We start from the raw sequence: 15,752 nt of genomic DNA on the forward strand, positions 1-15,752 counted from the left end.
GGGGCTCGAATGAGTTCCCCGAAGGCTTCGGCCCATCCCCCGCTCGCCGAGCGCCTGCGTCCCGCCACCCTGGCCGACGTCATCGGCCAGCAGCACCTGCTTGGCGAGGGCATGCCCCTGCGCATCGCGTTCGAGTCGGGCCAGCCCCACAGCTGCATCCTGTGGGGCCCGCCGGGCGTGGGCAAGACCACCATCGCCCGCCTGATGGCCCAGGCCTTCGACGCGCAGTTCATCACCATCAGCGCGGTGCTCGGCGGCGTGAAGGACATCCGCGAGGCGGTCGAACAGGCCCAGCACGCGGCCTCCGGCCTGCAGGCGCAGCGCACCATCGTCTTCGTCGACGAGGTCCACCGCTTCAACAAGAGCCAGCAGGACGCCTTCCTGCCGCACGTGGAGTCGGGCCTGTTCACCTTCATCGGGGCCACCACCGAGAACCCCTCGTTCGAGGTGAACTCCGCGCTGCTCTCGCGTGCCGCGGTCTACGTGCTGCAGCCGCTGTCGGAGGACGACCTCTCGCAGCTGGTGCAGCGGGCCCAGGCCATCGGCGCCGTGCCGGCGCTGGAGCCGGCGGCCCTGGCGCGCCTGCTGGCCTATGCGGACGGCGACGCGCGCCGCCTGCTCAATACCCTGGAGACCCTCTCGGTCGCCGCCGGCGCGCAGAAGCTCGCCGAGATCACCGACGCCTGGCTGCTCAAGGTGCTGGGCGAGCGCATGCGCCGCTACGACAAGGGCGGCGAGCAGTTCTACGACACCATCAGCGCCCTCCACAAGAGCGTGCGCGGCTCCGACCCGGACGCCGCCCTGTACTGGTTCGTGCGCATGCTCGATGGCGGCGCCGACCCGCGCTACATCGCCCGCCGCCTGGTGCGCATGGCTGCCGAGGACATCGGCCTGGCCGACCCGCGCGCGCTGCGCCTGGCGCTGGATGCCGCCGAGGTCTACGAGCGCCTCGGCTCGCCCGAGGGCGAGCTGGCGCTGGCCGAGTGCGTGGTCTACCTGGCCGTGGCCGCCAAGTCCAACGCGGTCTACACCGCCTACAACCAGATGCGCGCCTTCGTGCAGAAGGACGGCACCCGCCCGGTGCCCATGCACCTTCGCAATGCCCCCACGAAGCTGATGAAGGACCTCGATTACGGCAAGGGCTACCGCTATGCCCACGACGAGGAGGGCGGCTACGCCGCGGGCGAGCGCTACTTCCCCGAGGGCATGGCGCCGGCGCGCTTCTACCAGCCGGTGGAGCGGGGCCTGGAGATCCGCATCGCGGAGAAGCTGCGGATGCTGCGTGAGCGCGATCGCGAGGCTGGCAAGACGTAGCCACGGCGGCCGGCGCCGCGCAGGGAAAACCCGCCGGGGGCGCGTCAGCGCGGTGGCTAGAATCTTCTGCAGATCCGGGACCCGCGCATCACATGGCGGGTTTTTTGCTAACTGACTGACGGACCCGGGCCACAACGGAGAACACGCGTCATGGATATCCTGCTTCAGCAGATCATCAACGGTCTGGTCCTGGGCAGCATGTATGCCCTGGTAGCCCTGGGCTACACCATGGTGTACGGCATCATCAACCTGATCAACTTCGCCCATGGCGAGGTGCTGATGGTGGGGGCCCTCACGAGCTGGGCGATCCTCACCGGCCTGCAGGATGCGGTGCCCGGCATGCCAGGGTGGTTGATGCTGCTGGTGGCCCTGGTGGTTTCCTGCGTCGTTGCCGCCGCCCTGAACTTCGCCATCGAGAAGGTCGCCTACCGGCCCCTGCGCAACAGCCCCAAGCTCGCGCCCCTGATCACCGCCATCGGCATGTCCATCCTGCTGCAGACGCTGGCGATGATCATCTTCAAGCCGAACTACAAGCCCTATCCCTCGGTGCTGCCGGTGGCGCCCCTGAACATCGGCGGCGCGGTGATCACCACCACCCAGGTCCTGATCCTCGCCATCACCGCCATCTCGCTGGCGGTGCTGATGTACCTGGTGAACTACACCAAGCTGGGGCGCGCCATGCGGGCGACCGCCGAGAACCCGCGGGTGGCGGCGCTCATGGGCGTCAAGCCGGACATGGTCATCTCGGCCACCTTCATCATCGGCGCGGTGCTGGCCACTCTGGCGGGCATCATGTGGGCGCTGAACTACGGCACCGTGCAGCACACCATGGGTTTCCTGCCTGGCCTCAAGGCATTCACGGCGGCGGTGTTCGGCGGCATCGGCAACCTCGCCGGCGCGGTGGTGGGCGGGGTGCTGCTGGGACTGATCGAATCCATCGGCTCGGGCTACATCGGCATCCTCACCGGCGGCGTGCTGGGCAGCCACTACACCGACATCTTCGCCTTCATCGTCCTGATCATCGTGCTGACCCTGCGCCCCTCGGGCCTGCTCGGGGAGCGCGTGGCGGACCGCGCCTGAGACCGGAGACCCGCACATGCTGAACTTCCAGAACAAGCGCACCCTGGCCGTCACGGCGGTCCTCCTGCTGCTCCTGCCGCTGCTGCTGCAGTCCATGGGCAATTTCTGGGTCCGCATCGCCGACATGGCGCTGCTGTACGTCCTGCTCGCCCTGGGCCTGAACATCGTGGTGGGCTTCGCCGGCCTGCTGGACCTGGGCTTCGTCGCCTTCTTCGCCATCGGCGCCTACATGTACGGCCTGATGGCCTCGCCGCACCTGTCCGACACCTTCGCCTGGTTCGCGCAGATGTTCCCCACCGGCCTGCACACCTCCATCTTCCTGGTGGTGCCGCTGGGGGCGCTGCTCGCCGGCATCCTGGGCGTGATGCTGGGGGCGCCCACGCTGAAGCTGCGGGGCGACTACCTGGCCATCGTGACCCTGGGCTTCGGCGAGATCATCCGGGTGTTCCTGAACAACCTCGACCACCCGGTCAACCTCACCAACGGCCCCAAGGGCCTGGGCCAGATCGACCCGATCCGCATCTTCGGCCTGAACTTCGGCAAGCCGCTTGAGCTCGGCGGGTTCACCGTGTCCTCGGTCACCCTCTACTACTACCTGTTCCTGCTGCTGGTGGTCGCCAGCGTCGTGATCTGCCACCGCCTGGAGCTCTCGCGCATCGGACGTGCCTGGATGGCGATCCGCGAGGACGAGATCGCCGCCAAGGCCATGGGCATCAACACCCGCAACATGAAGCTGCTCGCTTTCGGCATGGGCGCCACCTTCGGCGGCGTCTCGGGCGCGATGTTCGCGGCCTTCCAGGGGTTCGTCTCGCCCGAGTCGTTCAGCCTGATGGAGTCAGTGATGATCGTCGCCATGGTGGTCCTCGGGGGCATCGGCCACCTGCCGGGCGTGATCCTGGGCGCGGTGCTGCTGTCGGCGCTCCCCGAGGTGCTGCGCTGGGTCTCGGGCCTGCTGGACCTGCAGGCCATGACCGGCGGGCGGCTGGACGCTTCCATCCTGCGCCAGCTGCTGATCGCCCTGGCCATGATCATCGTCATGCTGCTGCGCCCGCGCGGGCTGTGGCCCTCGCCCGAGCATGGCAAGTCCCTGAACAAGGCCGCCTGAGGAGACCGCCATGGCAGACATCGTCCTTCGCGTGGCCGGCATCTCCAAGCGCTTCGGCGGGCTGCAGGCCCTGTCCGATGTGGGCCTCACCATCGAGCGCGGCCAGGTCTACGGCCTGATCGGCCCCAACGGCGCGGGCAAGACCACGTTCTTCAACGTGATCACCGGTCTCTACACCCCCGACAGCGGCAGCTTCGAATTGGCGGGCAAGCCCTACCAGCCCACCGCGGTCCACGAGGTGGCCAAGGCGGGCATTGCGCGCACCTTCCAGAACATCCGCCTGTTCTCCGACATGACGGCGCTGGAAAACGTCATGGTGGGCCGCCACATCCGCACCGGCTCGGGCCTGGTGGGGGCGATCCTGCGCACCGCGGCGTTCCGCGCCGAGGAGGCCGCCATCGCGGCCCGGGCGCAGGAACTGCTCGATTACGTGGGCATCGGCAAGTACGCCGATTTCAAGGCCCGCACGCTGTCCTACGGCGACCAGCGCCGCCTGGAGATCGCCCGCGCCCTGGCCACCGACCCGCAGCTGATCGCACTCGACGAGCCCGCCGCCGGGATGAACGCCACCGAGAAGGTGCAGCTTCGCGAGCTGATAGACCGGATCCGCAAGGACAACCGCACCATCCTGCTGATCGAGCACGACGTGAAGCTGGTCATGGGCCTGTGCGACCGCGTCACCGTGCTCGATTACGGCAAGCAGATCGCGCAGGGCACGCCCGCCGAGGTGCAGCGCAACGAGAAGGTGATCGAGGCCTACCTCGGCACGGGAGGACACTGAGATGGCGGACGTACTGCTCAAGGTCGCGGGCCTGAAGGTCGCCTACGGCGGCATCCAGGCCGTCAAGGGCGTGGACTTCGAGGTCCGCGCGGGCGAGCTGGTCTCGCTGATCGGCTCCAACGGTGCCGGCAAGACCACCACCATGAAGGCCATCACCGGCACGCTGGGCATGGCCGGCGGCGACATCGAATTCCTGGGTTCGAGCATCAAGGGGCAGGGCGCCTGGGACCTGGTCAAGCGTGGCCTCGCCATGGTGCCCGAGGGCCGCGGCGTGTTCACCCGCATGACCATCCTCGAGAACCTGCAGATGGGGGCCCACATCCGCCACGACTCCGCGGACATCCTGGCCGACATCGACAAGGTCTTCACCATCTTCCCGCGCCTGAAGGAGCGCCGCGACCAGCTCGCGGGCACCATGTCCGGCGGCGAGCAGCAGATGCTCGCCATGGGCCGTGCCCTCATGAGCCGGCCGAAGGTGCTGCTGCTCGACGAGCCCTCCATGGGCCTGTCGCCCATCATGGTCGACAAGATCTTCGAGGTGGTGCGTGACGTCCACGCCCAGGGCGTGACCATTGTCCTCGTCGAGCAGAACGCCAGCCGCGCGCTGCAGATCGCCGACCGCGGCTACGTCATGGAGTCAGGCCTCATCACCATGTCCGGCGAGGCCCGCCGCATGCTGGACGACCCCAAGGTCCGCGCCGCCTACCTCGGCGAGTGAGCGGCGCGTCCGCGGGGGTCAGTACCGGTACTGCAGGCCCAGGCTGGTGGCCCGCACGCCCTCGCGGCCGGTGCCCGCGAACTTGAAGTCGTAGCGGTCCCATTCCAGCACCGCCGACAGCTTGGGCGTGAAGTCCCAGCTCACGCCCGCGCCGAAGGACAGGCCCAGCCCGTTCTCGGTGCCGGAGGGCAGGCCCGCGGCGGCCGCCGTGTTCACGCGTGTGTGGCCCCAGACCGCGCCCACCTTGCCGTAGGCGCCGAGGGACTGGGTCACCGGGACCCGGCCCACCAGGCTCAGGTCCAGCCCGTAGGCGCGGGTGCCGCCGCCCCCGCGGTCGGCTTCGCCCATGTGCACCAGGGACAGCTGGCTGCCCCAGCGGTCGCTGGCCATGTTGCGCCCGTACAGGCTCCAGTAGGTGTTTCGGTTGTCGCAGCCGAAGCCGGCGGCGCAGTCGGTGTGGAAGCGGGATCGGCCCAGGTTCAGCCCGATCGAGGTGCGGCCCGAGCCGGGCTCCCACCAGGAGGCGGTGGAGGGGTTGCCGCTGGTCTGCGCCATCGCCGGCATTTCAGCGGACAGGGCAGCCAGGGCGGACAGGAGCAGGAGGCGTGCTCGCATGATCGACCTTTCTTCGAGGCAGGCTCGAAGGGCCAATCTAGGAACCTGGCGTTGCCGGGCTCGTGGGACATGTCCCACGCCCGGCGTAGGACGGCGCGAGGGGCGCCGCCGGATCGACCGGCGCTCAGTCCACCTTGGCGCCCGAGGCCTTGACCACGCGCTCGTACTTGGCGAGCTCGGCGCGCATGAAGGCGCCGAAGGCCTCCGGCGTGGTGGGCACCGGCTCGGCCAGGAGCTGCCCGAAGCGGCTGCGCGTCTCGGGCGCACCCAGGGCCGCGACGAAGGCCTGGTTCAGGCGCTGCACCACGTCGGCGGGCGTGCCGGCCGGCGCCACCAGGCCCCACCAGGTGTCGATGGCGAAGCCCTTGAGCGTCTCGGCCACCGCGGGGATCTCGGGCAGCGCGGTGGAGCGCTGCAGCGTCGTCACCGCCAGGGCCTTGAGCTTGCCTGCGCGGATGTTGGGCGCGGCGGTGGCCAGGTTGTCGAAGTTGAAGTCGACCTGCCCGGACAGCAGCGCCAGCTGCGCGGGGTTGCCGCCGTTGTAGGGAATGTGCACCGCGAAGATGCCCGCATCGCGCTTGAACATCTCGCCGGCCAAGTGCCCGGCGCTGCCATTGCCGCCGCTGCCGTAATTGAGCCGGCCGGGGTTGGCCCTGGCGTAGGCGATCAGGTCGGCCAGGGTCTGGATCTTCAGGCGCTGCGCGGTCTCGGCGTTCATCACCAGCACGTTGGGCACCCGCACCATCTGGGTGATGGGGGCGAAGTCGCGCGCGGCGTCGTACGGCATCTTCGAGAACAGCCAGGGGTTGATCGCGTGGGTGGCCACCGCAGCGACGCCGATGGTCAGGCCGTCCGGCGCCGCCTTGGCCACCAGGTCGGCGCCGAGGTTGCCGCCCGCGCCCGGGCGGTTATCGATGATCACTGTGCCCAGCGTCTCACGCACCCGCTCGGCGAGCGCACGCGCGGTGACGTCGATCGGGCCGCCGGCGGCATACGGCACGACCAGCCGCAACGGGCGCGACTGGGCCAGCGTGGACAACGGGGCGGCGCAGGCCGCCGCGGCGGAAAGGGCAAGGAGGTGACGGCGTTTCATGACGCCGATTTTGACCCGGCCGCGGCCCGCCGCGCGACCGGTGCCTCAGAACTGGGGCGGAAATTCCGCTTCCACGGCCCGCAGTTTCGCCTCGGCGAATTCGTCCACCGTGGCGATGGAAGCCGCGATCGCAGCCTGCACAAATTCGCTGGGAGCCAGGGCCTGCTCCGTGCGCTGCGACAGCAGCACGTTGAGCGCCACGATGACGCCGGCAAGGGCGAGGCCCCCGAGTACCTGCAGCCCGCGGATTCCCAGTTGTTTGCGCCGGGCCTGCGTGACGCGGGCGGCTTTGGCCGCCTTCACGGGATGCTGCGCCGGGTGGCGGTGGAAGATGCCGTGGGGCAGGTGCAGGAGGCTCATGGCGGTCTCTCCTTGTTTCCAGGTGAGCGGGCCTGAAGTTATGGAAAGCCGCCGGGGTCTCATCAACCCCGGTTACGTGCTGTTACCGGGCGGCGGGTCAATGGCGTCAGCCGCCGTGCTTGTCCGCCTCGGAGGTGAAGGAGTCGGCGTAGAACTCCTCGGGCGGCAGGCCGGCCTGCGCGCTGTACTCGGTGCGAGCCGACTCCACCACGATGGGCGCGCCGCAGGCATAGACCTGGTGGCCGGACAGGTCCGGCAGGTCCTCCAGGACCGCCTTGTGGACGAAGCCGGTGCGGCCGGTCCAGTTGTCCTCGGGCAGGGCGTTGGAAACCACGGGCACGTAGCGCAGGTTCGGCATCTGCGCGCACTGTGCGCGCACCCAGTCGTCCATGTACAGGTCACCGGGACGGCGGCCGCCCCAGTACAGGACGGTGGGGCGGGTGATGCCCTTGAACTGCATGTGCTCGATCAGGGCCTTGATCGGCGCGAATCCGGTGCCGGAGGCGAGCAGGACGATGGGCTTGTCGGAGTCCTCGCGCAGGAAGAAGCTGCCGAACGGGCCTTCGACGCGCAGGATGTCCTTTTCCTTCATCGCGGTGAACACATGGTCGGTGAACTTGCCGCCCGGCATGTGGCGCACGTGCAGGTCCACCGCGGGGCCGCTGGCCACGCCACCTTCGTTGCGCACCATCAGGTGCGCGGCGTTGGCCATCGAATAGCTGCGGCGCGCGCCGTCTCGCAGGATGAACTCCACGTACTGGCCGGCATGGAACTTCATGGTGTCCGCGGCGGGCAGCTGCAGGCGCACCAGCATCACGTCGTGCGAGAGCTTCTGCAGGGCCTGCACGCGCACCGGCATCTTCTTGACCGGGAAGGCGCTCTCGTCGGTCACCTGGCGCGACTCCAGCACCACGTCGGACGAGGCGGTGGCGCAGCAGGTCAGGATGTAGCCCGAGGCCTCCTCGTCGGCGTTGAGCGCCTTGCTCTGGTGGGGGCCATGGGTCACGGTCCCCTCAAGCTTGCGGCACTTGCAGGAGCCGCAGGCGCCGTCCTTGCAGCCATAGGGCAGGCCGATGCCCTGGCGGATGGCGGCGGCCAGCAGGGTCTCGCCGGCTTCCGCGCCGAAGCTGCGCCCGCTGGGTTGCACGGTCACCTGGAAGGAGCCGCCCGCGGCGGTCACGCTGGTCATCTTGGGTATCCTCGTTTTCTTCGATATCAAACCCACGAATTTTGCCTTCAAACCAGACCCCCCTCGGCGCGCTGCCGGCCCGTTTCCGGCGCGAGCGCCTGCTGGTCGTCGGCTGCGGCGACGTCGGGCTGCGGGTCGCCCGCGCCCAGGCCGGCCGCGCGCGCCTGCTGGCCCTGAGTTCCTCGCCCGCACGCGCGCCCCTGCTGCGGGCCGCGGGCATCACACCGCTGGCCGGCAACCTCGACCAGCCTGCCACCCTCGCGCGGCTCGCAGGGCTGGCCACCCGCGTCGTCCACCTCGCGCCGCCCCCGTCGGAGGCGGGCGGCCAGTGGTGGCGGGACCCGCGGACCCAGGCCCTGCTGCGCGCGTTGCGCCGGCGCACGCCGCCGCGGTCCCTGGCCTACGGCTCCACCAGCGGCGTGTACGGCGATTGCGGCGGCGAGCGGGTCGACGAGAGCCGCCCCGTCGCGCCCTCCACCCCGCGCGCCCAGCGGCGGGCCGATGCGGAGGCGCTGGTGCGCCATTTCGGCCGCGCCGCTGGGGTGCGGTCGAACATCCTGCGTATCCCCGGCATCTATGCCGTCGACCGCGAGGGCGGAACGCCGCGTGAGCGACTGCAGCGGGGCACGCCGGTGCTGCGGGCCGAGGACGACGTCTACACCAATCACATCCACGCCGACGACCTCGCCCGCGCCATGCTCGCGGCGCTATGGCACGGCGCACCGCAGCGGGTCTACAACGCCAGCGACGACACCGAGCTCAAGATGGGCGACTACTTCGACCTGGCGGCCGACCTGTACGGCCTTCCGCGGCCGCCTCGGCTGGCGCGCAGCACGGCGCAGTCGCAGCTGCCGCTGGTGCTTCTGAGCTTCATGAGCGAGTCGCGCCGCCTGGTCAATCGGCGGATGAAGCAGGAGCTTCGGCTTCGCCTGCGCTATCCGCAGGTGGCGGCCGGCCTGCTGGGGCGCCCGGCGTACTGAGGGGCGATTCGAGGGGCGAGCCGAGCGCCTCCTCGGCCAGGCGCAGGCCGATCCACGCCGACAGCGAGGGCGCCCCCGCCGCCTCGAGGTCGGCCTGGAGCTGCCGCAGACGGTCCTCGCGCACCTGGGGCGGCGCCTCCAGCAGCCAGGACCGGGCCTGCGTCAGGGCCAGTCCCGCCACGCGTTGATCGACGAACGCCCGGGCCGGCACCTGCAACGCCTGGGGCAGCCGGGGCAGCACCTCGCGCTCGACGCGCAGGCGCTGCTCGACGAGGTCCGCCAAGGCCTCCGGAGGCACCAAGGCCACCGGGGTGGCCGTCTGGGCCGATGCGGCCTCCGGCGTTTTGCCGTCGTCCCGTGGCGCCATGAACGGCTCGCGCAACAGCGCCCGGAGGCCTTCGCGCAGGGCAGCGCGACCGGGGGGTAGGGTGAGTCGGTGATGGTCCCGATCCCAGGCCAGGCGGTCGGCGCTGCGGGCGAGCCGTTCGGCGAGTCGCGCCTGCAGCCGCTCGCGCCAGTCCTGCGCCGAGTGTTCGAGCGCTTGCGCGAACTCCGGCCCCAGCGAGGTCATCGTCCTCATGCGATCGACCAGCGCCTGGTGGGCCCTGCCGAACGGCGCGGCCTCGTCGCCCATCCAGCCATGCGGCTGTGTCGCCAGCAGCGCGTCGAGCGCCTCGAGCTGCCCAGAGGCCCGGTGCAGGCGCGCCAGGGCGGTGCCTTCTTCACGGTTGAACAGGTCGGCGCGCGCCGACAGCCAGGCCGCCTGCTCCAGGGCCAGGAGCGGGTTGTCCTCGACCAGTCGCCGGTGCAGCCTGTCCATGGCGGCGCGCACGCCGCAACGCATTGCTCCCTGTAGCCGCAGCGTCATCGCGTCGAACCCGGGGTCCTGCGGGTCTCCATGGGCGGCGAACCAGGCGAGGCTGCGCGGGGTCGACCCGCGCAGCGCCGTACCGAGGATCGAGTCCGCCAGGAGCCGCAGGTCGTCCGCGTGCGCGTGCGGGTGCCGCAGGCGGCGCAAGGCTGCGGTGGCCTGGTCCAGTCGTTCGGCCTCTTCGACCAGTCGCAACACGGCGATGAACTCGGGCGTCGCCTCGACCGGCAGCTCCAGCCCGCCGGCGGCAACCGGGGGGAGGCCGCACCCTCCGCCTTCCTCGAGGTATCCCGTGCCGGGGTGCAGGGACGCGCCGCTCGCGGCCGCCGCCCGGCGCTCGACCTCTCGGCCGAGCGCCTGTACCACGCCCTGGCCGAAGGTCCGCCCGATGCGGGCCAGGGCGCGTTCCTCGAGGTCATCGAACACCGACCAGGAGCCCGGCATGACCCATGTCCAGGCCGCACCGTCCTGCAGTCGCTCCACGGCCGTCATGAGCGCGATGGCGCGCTGGCGCTGCCACTGGGGCTGTGCGGCGCCGGCCGCTCCCCCTGGGCTGGCCCGCACCAGGGCGTCCGCCTGGACCTCGGCCAACACCTGTGCCATTTCCTGCTGCCAGGCCTGCAACCGCGCACTTGCCACCACCAGGCCCACGGCCCAGGCGCCCAGGATCGCGCCGACCGCGGTCTGGACCCGCACGGAAGGTTTCAAGGGGGGGGCGCCTCGAGAGCGTTCAGCAGCGTCCTGACGGGCCATGTCTGCCATCGCCATAGCAACTGCGAAACAGCCAACAACGCCAGCGCCACGATCGCATAGGGGACCCACCGGTGCAGGCTGGGCGCGATGCGCCTGCAGGGGGGGCAGGAAAGCCGCGGATGCATGGTCGTCGCGCGAGGAGCGCGGGGTCGTCGCGCCAGAAGCGACGCTAGCGCGGTCGAACCGGCGCCGTGTCGGCTGGCGCCGGTGATGCCTGTGGGCGGGCGGATGCGCCGCGTGCCGCCACGCGGCTCGCGGACCTCAGGCGACGCGCTTGGCGTACCTCAGCACGTTGGCCGGCCGGCCCTGCGCATCGAGGGACTCGTAGGCGAGGGCATCGGCGGTTCGGCGCACGAACAGCAGCCCGAGGCCGCCGATTTCCCGCTCCTCGAGATCCAGGCTGATGTCCGGCTCGTCGACCTCGAGCGGATTGAAATGCGGGGCGTGGTCGGTCAGCGTCACCTGCACCTGACCATCGACCAGCATGGCCTCGATGGCGACATCGCCGTCCGGATCGTCCCGGTAGCCGTGCATGACCACATTCGCGAACAGTTCGTCGAGTATCAGCACGACGCCCTGCATGGCACGGGCGGACACGCCCTGGGTCTCGCCCCAGGCCGTCAGCGACCTTGCGAGCGCATCGAACTCGCCGACCCGGCTGCGCAGGTCTCGCCGGAACGGTGCGCTGGGCGGAAGCGTGCTTGCGTTCATCTGGACGCCGTGTGAAAGGTCACAGTCGATCGATGTTAACCTGATGGTTCGCGTTTTGGCGCGAACGTGATGGTCTTGGCGCGAGTGGCTTGCGGGGAGGAACACCACATGAGTGATGGCGATGTCGTCTAGGGTTCGAACCGCGCCCCCCTTCGTGCTCGCCTGGGCTGGCCTGTGGATCGTATTCGCGGTGGCCCTCTGGCATCGTGACCGGCTTCCGTGGATGTCGCCGGAGCTGGCCTCTGCAGGGGCCAGCCTCCTCCTTGCGGCGCTTGGTTTGGGCCTGTCCTCGGTACGCAACGAGCTGCTGCGGATGCACGCCCTGAGCGAACCCTGCGATGCGCCGCGCATGCTCCAGGCCGGATCGATCCACCAGCAGTTGAGGCTCCTTGCCGACAGCCTCGACGCCGATGTCCGCTCCGACATTCTCCGTGCCCTCGAGGTCGTTCCGGGGGTAGCTGGGTCCGCCGCTGCCGGCGAGGACTCGCTGGCTGAACTCACCCGCATCCTCGCCCGAATGACCGGGCTCCTGAGCATCCAGCACGGCCGGCTGGTGGGGCTGCTGCGCGAACTCCACCAAGCCATGGCACACCAGACCGTACTGGCCGGCCTCCAGCAGGAGCTGGAGATCGCGCGCCACATGCAGCAGTCCATCCTGCCGCGTCACCCGCCGCCGGCGCGGGATGTCGAGGTCAACGCACTCATGGTGCCCGCCCGCGAGGTCGGCGGCGACTTCTACGACTACTTCATGATCGACGATGACCACCTCGCGCTCGTCGTTGCCGACGTGTCGGGCAAGGGCATCCCGGCCGCCTTTTTCATGGCGATCTCGCGCACGCTGTTCAAGAGCAATGCGATGTTCCTGCGTGAGCCCGCGCAGGTGGTGGCCCGACTCAACGACCAGCTGTGCGCCGAGAACGAGCAGATGATGTTCGTCACCGCCTTCTTCGCCGTGCTGGACCTGCGCAGCGGCGCGCTCGACTTTGTCAATGCCGGCCACAACCCACCGGTCATCCGCGATCGCTGCGCCGGGGTGTCCATGCTTCCTCGCAACCAGAACGCGGCGCTCGCCATCTTCGACGAGGTCGACTTCCTGTCGGGGCATGTGCAACTGCGTGCCGGGGACACCCTGCTGCTCTACACGGACGGCATCACCGAGGCGCATGACCCGGGAGGCGGCATGTTCGGCGAGGACCGGCTTCTCGACACCGTGATGGCCCATGGCGGCGTGGGCGACCTGCCGCAGGCCCTGCTGCGCCAGGTCCGGCGATTCGAGGGCGGGACGGCGCAGGCCGACGACATCACCTGCGTGTCGTTGCGCTATGTGCCTGGGGAGCGGGGACTGGCCTGCGCATGACATCTCGTCTTCACAAGCCACGTCGCGGCGGCTAAGCTGGACCATGTCGGCCGTTTCGGGGAACGCAATGAACGCAGCAGACCTTCTCCAGAACCTCGGGCGCGGGGTGAACCTTCCCGGCTTCACCTTCGACGCCAACGGGTGTGCGCGTCTGCTCGTCGACGGCAAGATCGCAGTCAACTTCGAGCACGATGCCGCCAACGACTGCCTGCAGATCTACAGCACGCTGGGGACCGTGCCGAGCGAGGGTCGCGAAGCCGTCTTCCTGCAGCTGCTTGAAGGCAATCTCTTTGGCGCACGGACCGCGGGTGCCACGCTCGCGGTCGACACCCTCTACAACGAAATCGTCTTGTGCCGTTCGGTGCCCCTCGAGGGTGCGGACCCGGCATCATTCGCGGACTTGGTGGCCCGCTTCATTTCGGCCGTCGAGGAATGGGGCGTACTCCTCGAGGCGCCAGCAGGCGCGCCCGCCGTCCAGGGGCAGCCAGACCCGGATCGGGGCGAACCACGCGTGCAGGCCCACTTCATGCGGGTCTGAGTGCGCAGGCGCCCTCAGTTCATCTTCGAGATCACGCCCTGCATCGCGTCCTTGAAGTCCTTGACCAGCGTGCTGTGGATCTGCACCAGCATGGTCCACCGGGTCATCTCCTGCTGCATCAGCATCATTTCGCCGGTACTCGGGTTCTCGCCGAGGCCCTCGATCCGGGTCAACAGTTTCGTCTCTGCGCTGTTGTAGACCGGCGTGAGCGTGGTGTTGAGGGACTCCATGCTGATCGAATTGCTTGCTGCCATCTTGACCTCCTGGGTGATGAGCGTTTCCTGGATGGTGGGATCAACGGTGCTTGCCCGTCGAGGGCCAGCGTTCGAGAACCTCGCGTGCGGCGAGGGTGGCATCGAGCAGCGCATTCGCAGTCGCAAATTCGCCCGCCGGAAGGCCGGCGTTGATCCGCGTGCGAAGGCGCTGCTCGATATGGTCCAGGGTCTGCTCTGACGCCCGGCGAACCTGGTCGCCCTGATGTCCCGCCAGTTGTCCTTCGAGTTCGGTCATGTGCTCCATCGTCATCGCTCCATGCTGACCCTGCGCCCGCCGACGCCTTCGAACACCACCGCGCGGGCCTGGATCTCGACCAGCGTCCATCCATCCGCATCGCCGCCTGGAATCACCTTGCGCCCATCGACCAGCACCACATAGGGCAGGGGTCCTCCCATGACGCTTCTTAGCGCGGGCTGTGGCGGGCCGGGCCGTGCTCGGGGCGGCTGGCGAAGCGTCATCGTCGCGCGCAGCGGCAGGTTGTGCGTGCCTACGAGCCGGGCTAGCGCAACCTCCCATGCACGGACCCTGCTCTCGTCGAGGCTGACGCTCAGGCGCGCCGCGCCTTCGTCCCACCTCCCGGCGACGTCGTCGAAGCCGGCGTTGCGCAGGTCTTCGACGAGGCTCGTGGTGGCCTCCGGCGATGTCACCAAATGCCACTCGAATTCGCGCGCCTGGGCGAACGCTTGCTTGAGGTCCGACTGGATCTCTCGCCGCAGGCCGTCATCTGCCACCCGCCCGGCCACCGCGAAGCGACCGTCCCCGAGGTAGCGGACCCTCAGCCCAGGCGCCTTTTCGCGGGCCATGCGGGACACGAATTCCGCGACCGCGGCGGCCAGCTCCTGGTCGGATGTGATCTCGAGCGCGGGCCTTGGCGACAGCCGTGACAACGCGATGGCCAGTACCTCCGCCTCCTCGTCCGAGATGCCCACGGCCCGTACGACCGAAATCATGCCGGGACGGGTCTCGACCCGCACGCGATGGGCCATCCCGAGCTGGCGGATCACCCGGTCCAGGGTAGCGGCCTGGGTTGGCGGCGCGGCATCCAGGGCGGGCACGGGCGTCTGCGCGACGGGGACCGCCAGCCGCATCCGCCAGTTCCATGCACCGATGGTGAGCAGAACCGCGAGCATCACCGCGCCTCCGAGGGCCGCCCGACGGTGCCAGTTCGACGCAGTCTTCGGTCTGCGGCGAGCGCCAGGAGCGCCCAGGGCCGACGGCGCGACCGCTCCCGGTTCGATGCCGGCATGGGGCGCTTCGTCCGCGTGGGGGCCGGTGGCGCCCGTGCCTGTCCTCACGGGGGTTCGCAGCGGCATGTCGGTACGCCACGGTGCGCCGGCTTCGTCGATGGCGATCTGCACCGGTCCGATGTCCGCGCCTTCACCGGCCGCGATACGCAGCGGGGTGACGGCCTCGTCCTCCCATCGCAGGACGATCCCGCCATCCGGATCGCGCTCGATCCGAAGGTGCCTCCCCTGCACGCCCTCGTCGCTCAGGATCAGGTCGCAATCGCTGGCGCTCCCCAGGACCTGGGGGCCCTCGGACAGCAGCGCCCGCGCACCGGCGTGGGTGCCAGTCAGCACTCGCAGTTCGAGCATGCGGTCTCTGTCCATGGGTATGTTTTTAGCAATAAATGACTAAAATAAAAACCTTCTTTTTAAGGTTGCGAGCGATGAACCTCCATCAGGAAACACGCGGTGACATCACCATCCTGCGTCCCGTGGGCCGCCTCGACAGCGCCACCTCCCCCGAGCTCGAACGCGTCGTCCTCGAGCGCATAGAAGCCGGGTGCACCCGGCTCGTCTTCGACCTCTCCGACATGGATTACGTCAGCTCCGCGGGCCTTCGCGTGATCCTCCTGGCAGGCAAGAAGCTGCGCGCGGCGCAGGGCCGGCTGGCCCTGTCCGGCATGCGCGACATGGTCCGCGACGTCTTCGAGATGAGCGGGTTCCTGAAGTTGTTCGTCGTCACGCCCGGCATCGATACCGCGCTTGCCAGCGTCTGAGGCCCGCGG

18 protein-coding genes are annotated in these 15,752 nt (G+C 69.4%); 9 read left to right on the forward strand and 9 right to left on the reverse strand.

What is annotated here, in order from left to right; genetic code table 11:
- Positions 1 to 9 precede the first annotated feature (9 nt).
- The 5 genes from ACFQZY_RS14775 to ACFQZY_RS14795 all read left to right on the forward strand — a co-directional run bounded on the left by ACFQZY_RS14775 (position 10) and on the right by ACFQZY_RS14795 (position 4,998).
- A complete protein-coding gene (locus ACFQZY_RS14775; RefSeq protein WP_377417121.1) occupies positions 10 to 1,314 on the forward strand; it encodes a replication-associated recombination protein A in 1,305 nt (434 codons plus the stop codon).
- 150 nt (positions 1,315 to 1,464) lie between these two features.
- Positions 1,465 to 2,394: a branched-chain amino acid ABC transporter permease gene (locus ACFQZY_RS14780; protein ID WP_377417124.1), complete on the forward strand. Its 930-nt coding sequence runs from the start codon at positions 1,465 to 1,467 to the stop codon at positions 2,392 to 2,394.
- Between the two features lie 16 nt (positions 2,395 to 2,410).
- Positions 2,411 to 3,499 carry a branched-chain amino acid ABC transporter permease gene (locus tag ACFQZY_RS14785; RefSeq protein WP_377417128.1) on the forward strand — a complete coding sequence of 363 codons (1,089 nt, stop codon included), beginning with the start codon at positions 2,411 to 2,413 and terminating at the stop codon, positions 3,497 to 3,499.
- Positions 3,500 to 3,509: 10 nt separating this feature from the next.
- Positions 3,510 to 4,280, forward strand: coding sequence for an ABC transporter ATP-binding protein (locus ACFQZY_RS14790; protein WP_377417129.1), 771 nt, complete (start codon positions 3,510 to 3,512; stop codon positions 4,278 to 4,280).
- 1 nt (position 4,281) lies between these two features.
- Positions 4,282 to 4,998, forward strand: coding sequence for an ABC transporter ATP-binding protein (locus tag ACFQZY_RS14795; RefSeq protein WP_377417132.1), 717 nt, complete (start codon positions 4,282 to 4,284; stop codon positions 4,996 to 4,998).
- Between the two features lie 18 nt (positions 4,999 to 5,016).
- Here the strand turns inward: ACFQZY_RS14795 and ACFQZY_RS14800 are convergent, their stop codons facing one another.
- The 4 genes from ACFQZY_RS14800 to ACFQZY_RS14815 form a co-directional block, all read right to left on the reverse strand.
- Entirely contained in the window at positions 5,017 to 5,613 is a 597-nt protein-coding gene (locus ACFQZY_RS14800; RefSeq protein ID WP_377417134.1) for an outer membrane protein, read from the reverse strand.
- A 124-nt stretch (positions 5,614 to 5,737) separates the two neighbouring features.
- Positions 5,738 to 6,706 (reverse strand): tripartite tricarboxylate transporter substrate binding protein, encoded by a 969-nt coding sequence (locus ACFQZY_RS14805; RefSeq protein ID WP_377417137.1) that lies wholly within the window; start codon positions 6,704 to 6,706, stop codon positions 5,738 to 5,740.
- Between the two features lie 45 nt (positions 6,707 to 6,751).
- Positions 6,752 to 7,066 (reverse strand): hypothetical protein, encoded by a 315-nt coding sequence (locus ACFQZY_RS14810; RefSeq protein ID WP_377417140.1) that lies wholly within the window; start codon positions 7,064 to 7,066, stop codon positions 6,752 to 6,754.
- A gap of 106 nt (positions 7,067 to 7,172) precedes the next feature.
- Complete coding sequence (locus tag ACFQZY_RS14815) at positions 7,173 to 8,255, reverse strand: CDP-6-deoxy-delta-3,4-glucoseen reductase (RefSeq protein ID WP_377417142.1); 1,083 nt, start codon at positions 8,253 to 8,255, stop codon at positions 7,173 to 7,175.
- A 41-nt stretch (positions 8,256 to 8,296) separates the two neighbouring features.
- On the opposite strand from ACFQZY_RS14815, the gene ACFQZY_RS14820 reads away from it, so the two are divergent.
- Complete coding sequence (locus tag ACFQZY_RS14820; RefSeq protein ID WP_377417145.1) at positions 8,297 to 9,235, forward strand: SDR family oxidoreductase; 939 nt, start codon at positions 8,297 to 8,299, stop codon at positions 9,233 to 9,235.
- Here the strand turns inward: ACFQZY_RS14820 and ACFQZY_RS14825 are convergent.
- The gene (locus tag ACFQZY_RS14825; protein WP_377417148.1) at positions 9,150 to 10,814 is read right to left on the reverse strand and encodes a hypothetical protein; all 1,665 of its coding nucleotides are present in this window, start codon (positions 10,812 to 10,814) and stop codon (positions 9,150 to 9,152) included. The genes ACFQZY_RS14820 and ACFQZY_RS14825 overlap by 86 nt on opposite strands.
- A gap of 306 nt (positions 10,815 to 11,120) precedes the next feature.
- Positions 11,121 to 11,570 carry an ATP-binding protein gene (locus tag ACFQZY_RS14830; RefSeq protein WP_377417151.1) on the reverse strand — a complete coding sequence of 150 codons (450 nt, stop codon included), beginning with the start codon at positions 11,568 to 11,570 and terminating at the stop codon, positions 11,121 to 11,123.
- A gap of 154 nt (positions 11,571 to 11,724) precedes the next feature.
- Between ACFQZY_RS14830 and ACFQZY_RS14835 the strand changes: the two genes are divergently transcribed.
- Together ACFQZY_RS14835 and ACFQZY_RS14840 are read left to right on the forward strand one after the other, a co-directional pair.
- Positions 11,725 to 12,927 carry a PP2C family protein-serine/threonine phosphatase gene (locus ACFQZY_RS14835; RefSeq protein ID WP_377417154.1) on the forward strand — a complete coding sequence of 401 codons (1,203 nt, stop codon included), beginning with the start codon at positions 11,725 to 11,727 and terminating at the stop codon, positions 12,925 to 12,927.
- Between the two features lie 67 nt (positions 12,928 to 12,994).
- On the forward strand, positions 12,995 to 13,465 hold the full coding sequence (locus tag ACFQZY_RS14840) for a type III secretion system chaperone (protein ID WP_377417157.1): 471 nt from the start codon (positions 12,995 to 12,997) through the stop codon (positions 13,463 to 13,465).
- A 14-nt stretch (positions 13,466 to 13,479) separates the two neighbouring features.
- On the opposite strand, the gene ACFQZY_RS14845 is transcribed toward ACFQZY_RS14840, so the two are convergent.
- The 3 genes from ACFQZY_RS14845 to sctD are packed head-to-tail and all read right to left on the reverse strand — an operon-like array spanning position 13,480 to position 15,336.
- A complete protein-coding gene (locus tag ACFQZY_RS14845) occupies positions 13,480 to 13,719 on the reverse strand; it encodes an EscF/YscF/HrpA family type III secretion system needle major subunit (RefSeq protein WP_377417161.1) in 240 nt (79 codons plus the stop codon).
- A 40-nt stretch (positions 13,720 to 13,759) separates the two neighbouring features.
- Positions 13,760 to 13,975, reverse strand: a complete 216-nt coding sequence (locus ACFQZY_RS14850) for a hypothetical protein (protein ID WP_377417163.1) — start codon at positions 13,973 to 13,975, stop codon at positions 13,760 to 13,762.
- A gap of 11 nt (positions 13,976 to 13,986) precedes the next feature.
- Positions 13,987 to 15,336 carry a type III secretion system inner membrane ring subunit SctD gene (gene sctD / locus ACFQZY_RS14855; protein ID WP_377417166.1) on the reverse strand — a complete coding sequence of 450 codons (1,350 nt, stop codon included), beginning with the start codon at positions 15,334 to 15,336 and terminating at the stop codon, positions 13,987 to 13,989.
- 74 nt (positions 15,337 to 15,410) lie between these two features.
- Between sctD and ACFQZY_RS14860 the strand changes: the two genes are divergently transcribed.
- A complete protein-coding gene (locus ACFQZY_RS14860; protein ID WP_377417168.1) occupies positions 15,411 to 15,743 on the forward strand; it encodes an STAS domain-containing protein in 333 nt (110 codons plus the stop codon).
- Positions 15,744 to 15,752: the final 9 nt, after the last annotated feature.

This window comes from Ramlibacter sp. GCM10027632 (assembly GCF_042675325.1).
Taxonomy (GTDB): domain Bacteria; phylum Pseudomonadota; class Gammaproteobacteria; order Burkholderiales; family Burkholderiaceae_C; genus Ramlibacter.